The organism is Vibrio sp. V19_P1S1T109, from assembly GCF_002241375.1.
In the GTDB taxonomy this organism is placed as follows: Bacteria; Pseudomonadota; Gammaproteobacteria; order Enterobacterales; family Vibrionaceae; genus Vibrio; species Vibrio anguillarum.
Genome location: NZ_NDIM01000229.1, coordinates 1 through 3013, shown reverse-complemented (window position 1 = coordinate 3013; position 3013 = coordinate 1). Strand labels below are relative to the sequence as shown.

Genomic DNA, 3013 nt, shown 5'->3' with positions numbered 1-3013 from the left:
GGGTTCGCCTCCACAACCGTCCCATCGGGAGTAAAAGAAATCACAGCCATTGACTTATCGACAGCGTCAAAAATTGCAGCTTGCTTATCCGATTGTTCTTTTGCAGCAGTAACATCACTGGCAATCTTCACCACCTTAACCACTTTTCCTTGCTCATCTTTTACTGGGATGTACGTAGCTTCAATCCACACTTTATTATGGCTTTTAGTTAAACGGCAAAACGTACCCGCATGAGGTTTACCTTGCGCTAAATTTTGCCAAAGTTGACTATATTGAGGCGCATTAACAAATTCACTTTCACAGAACATTCGATGATGCTGGCCCACCACTTCCGATAATGAATAACCCAACACTTGTAAGAATGAGGAGCTGGCAGTCAGAATATGTCCTTGTGGATCAAACTCAATATAAGCCATCGTGCGTTTTATTGAATCAACCACCAGTTCATCACTACTCTTTTTAGACTGTTGATTGCTGTTTGGCTTCCGACTAAACAAACCCATAGTTTTTCCTTAGTATTAGAGCGGCTGATATAGACGTAATGGCTTGCTCTCATCAAACGCCTAAAACCTACCTATTTATTGTTGTCTAGGATGTATAAATAAACGATTTAAGCATAGTCTGTTACTTCTCAATTAACCACACGACTTCAGCAAAACGGCTTAATCCTCGTTGACTGATTTTAGGGTGATTTTCATCAGCATCGTCACGAAACAGACACGTCACTTTGCAGTCAGTGAATAACGACTCAACTTCATTTTTGGCGACACAGAATGGAGGACCCGTCATTTCACTTTGAACGTAATCCAGCGTCACAAGCAGCACCCTTCCGCCCTCTTTCAACAATGAAAGCAAGCGAGTAACGTACTCCTTTCGCATTTCAGGGGGCAGCGCAACTAACGCCGCTCGGTCGTAGATAAGCTCAACCGCTTTTAGCGGCGCACTAAAGACATCTCCGGTATAAATCATCAGTTCATCAAACTGATACAGTTCATGCGCTCCATTTAAGCGAGTGACCGTTGGCGTATAAAAATGCTCGGCAAAAAAGGAACGAACGGCAATTTCACTCAGCTCTACACCCTGAACCTGTTCATGCTGGGAAGCGAGCCATATCAAATCTTCACTTTTTCCGCACAATGGTACAAATACACTTTCATTTCGTTGAGGTGAGAGTTGAGGCCAATATTCGATCAACAATGGGTTCACATCTTCTAAGTGAAATCCTATTTGGTTGGAGGCCCATTTCTTGTGCCAAAACTCGGGATCTTTCATTATCTTCGTACTCTACGATTAAAATCTACAGCCAGACAAAGTACATGCTACTGACTAATAAGTGAATCCCCAACGGGTTAAACAAACAGCATAAAGACAGATAAAGATGTTCATATTTGGTTCATCCTCATTAGATACACTTGGTAACACATCAAATTGAACAGATAGCCTAGCGAGGCGTCTGAAGATAAGACCTGTGATAAAGCGCAAAATTATGGATTAATTGTTCCACGAGCTATTGAGTTGACTTTGTTCATCCCAAGATCTCATAGCAAGCGACTCTGGTTATCACGTGTTTAGGTCTATTTTGGTTTCACCTTTTACCTAGACTAAGTTAAGGAGAATGAATGAGCCTATTTTTACGTACTACGGCACTGATGCTTTTAGTACTAAGCAGAGCCCCTGCCTTTGCAGCCGTTCCGTTCAATTCAGAAAGTGATGCCAAAGTTGGTGAATCGAAAAATCAACTCTCATCTAAACTGTTCAAGCATAGTTTAAGCGGTTTATATGGCATCCAGTCCACCAACAACCAGCCTTTGCAACCCTACAACGACTTTGAAATTCTCTACAGTAAAGCTCACCAAGCTCAACGTGAACTTGAAACATTGTGCAGAAGTACTGCTTTACTGACATCAACAGAGGCTCACTTTTCTGGCGTGAAATCACGTGACCGAGCATTAAGTAAAATAGAACATGAATTAGGTGGGCAAGCTGATAGGATCACAGATTTAGCCAGAACAACCCTTGTGGCAAATGATGTACCAAGCTTAGTCGAGGCTTATGAAGTATTAAGCCGAGAGGCCAGCATCGTAAAAGTAAAGAACCGCTTTAAATCGCCTGCGGCATCGGGATATCGTGATTTAAACTTACTGGTTCAACTTCCTAAAACCAATGTCATTGCAGAAGTACAATTGCACCTTAAAGCCATTGCCGATGTGAAAAATGGCCCCGAGCATCGTTTCTATGAACAGATTCAGAAGTTTGAACGTGTCGCCGCATTAGAGAAGCGAGCGTTACATGATATTGAAAAGGCGCAAATTAACCAGTTTCGTCGCCAATCTATCGAGCTCTACCAAAACGCCTGGCAGCCGTATATCACCACTCATATTCAAGCAGCCTAATACGTTCAGAACCCTTAACTCACCATAAACAGAAAAAAAAAGACCACGCATAGCGTGGTCTATTGCTCGGTCTATTTTTCGACATTAATGTTCTCGACTCGGGCTTTTAATTTCTGCCCTGGGCGGAACGTTACGACACGTCGAGCGGAGATAGGAATATCCTCACCTGTTTTTGGGTTTCGACCCGGACGCTCGTTTTTGTCTCGTAGATCAAAATTACCAAAACCAGATAGTTTTACCTGTTCGCCACTTTCAAGCGCCTTGCGAATCTCTTCGAAAAACACTTCAACCGTTTCCTTGGCATCCCGTTTACTGTATCCAAGCTTTTCAAACAGGTTTTCAGCCAATTCGGCCTTTGTGAGCGCCATAAAACTTCCCTCAAAGCTATGTTAAACCTTGCTGCTTCTAAGCAGCGCCAAAGCATTTTCGCTTAGCCAATCAATAAGATATCGGCTTTACCTGAAAAGTGTATGCCAAGCTTCTGATTTTCGCCAACTTTTTTATTCGCAACAATATTAATAGTTTCATCAAAATAAGCGCATATACTGGCTGCATTTATACAATTAGACGTCGAAGATTGAGAAAAAACACTGACAATTTAGTTAGTTATATCATAACAG

4 protein-coding genes are annotated in these 3013 nt (G+C 42.1%); 1 reads left to right on the top strand and 3 read right to left on the bottom strand.

What is annotated here, in order from left to right; genetic code table 11:
• Together B9J87_RS11110 and B9J87_RS11105 are read right to left on the bottom strand one after the other, a co-directional pair.
• Positions 1–503 (bottom strand): PAS domain-containing protein (locus B9J87_RS11110; RefSeq protein WP_141201573.1); only part of this gene is annotated, 503 nt, incomplete at its 3' end.
• A 121-nt stretch (positions 504–624) separates the two neighbouring features.
• Positions 625–1272 (bottom strand): thiopurine S-methyltransferase, encoded by a 648-nt coding sequence (locus B9J87_RS11105; RefSeq protein ID WP_094132002.1) that lies wholly within the window; start codon positions 1270–1272, stop codon positions 625–627.
• Between the two features lie 347 nt (positions 1273–1619).
• On the opposite strand from B9J87_RS11105, the gene B9J87_RS11100 reads away from it, so the two are divergent.
• Positions 1620–2393 carry a phosphoribosylglycinamide formyltransferase gene (locus tag B9J87_RS11100; RefSeq protein ID WP_094145800.1) on the top strand — a complete coding sequence of 258 codons (774 nt, stop codon included), beginning with the start codon at positions 1620–1622 and terminating at the stop codon, positions 2391–2393.
• A gap of 71 nt (positions 2394–2464) precedes the next feature.
• Here the strand turns inward: B9J87_RS11100 and ihfA are convergent, their stop codons facing one another.
• Positions 2465–2761 (bottom strand): integration host factor subunit alpha, encoded by a 297-nt coding sequence (gene ihfA, locus B9J87_RS11095; RefSeq protein WP_010319630.1) that lies wholly within the window; start codon positions 2759–2761, stop codon positions 2465–2467.
• Between the last annotated feature and the right edge of the window lie 252 nt (positions 2762–3013).

Excerpts from the sequence above, each read along its gene's own strand:
- ihfA (WP_010319630.1), bottom strand. The coding sequence starts at position 2,761 with ATGGCGCTCACAAAGGCCGAATTGGCTGAAAACCTGTTTGAAAAGCTT.
- B9J87_RS11105 (WP_094132002.1), bottom strand. The coding sequence starts at position 1,272 with ATGAAAGATCCCGAGTTTTGGCACAAGAAATGGGCCTCCAACCAAATA.
- B9J87_RS11100 (WP_094145800.1), top strand. The coding sequence starts at position 1,620 with ATGAGCCTATTTTTACGTACTACGGCACTGATGCTTTTAGTACTAAGC.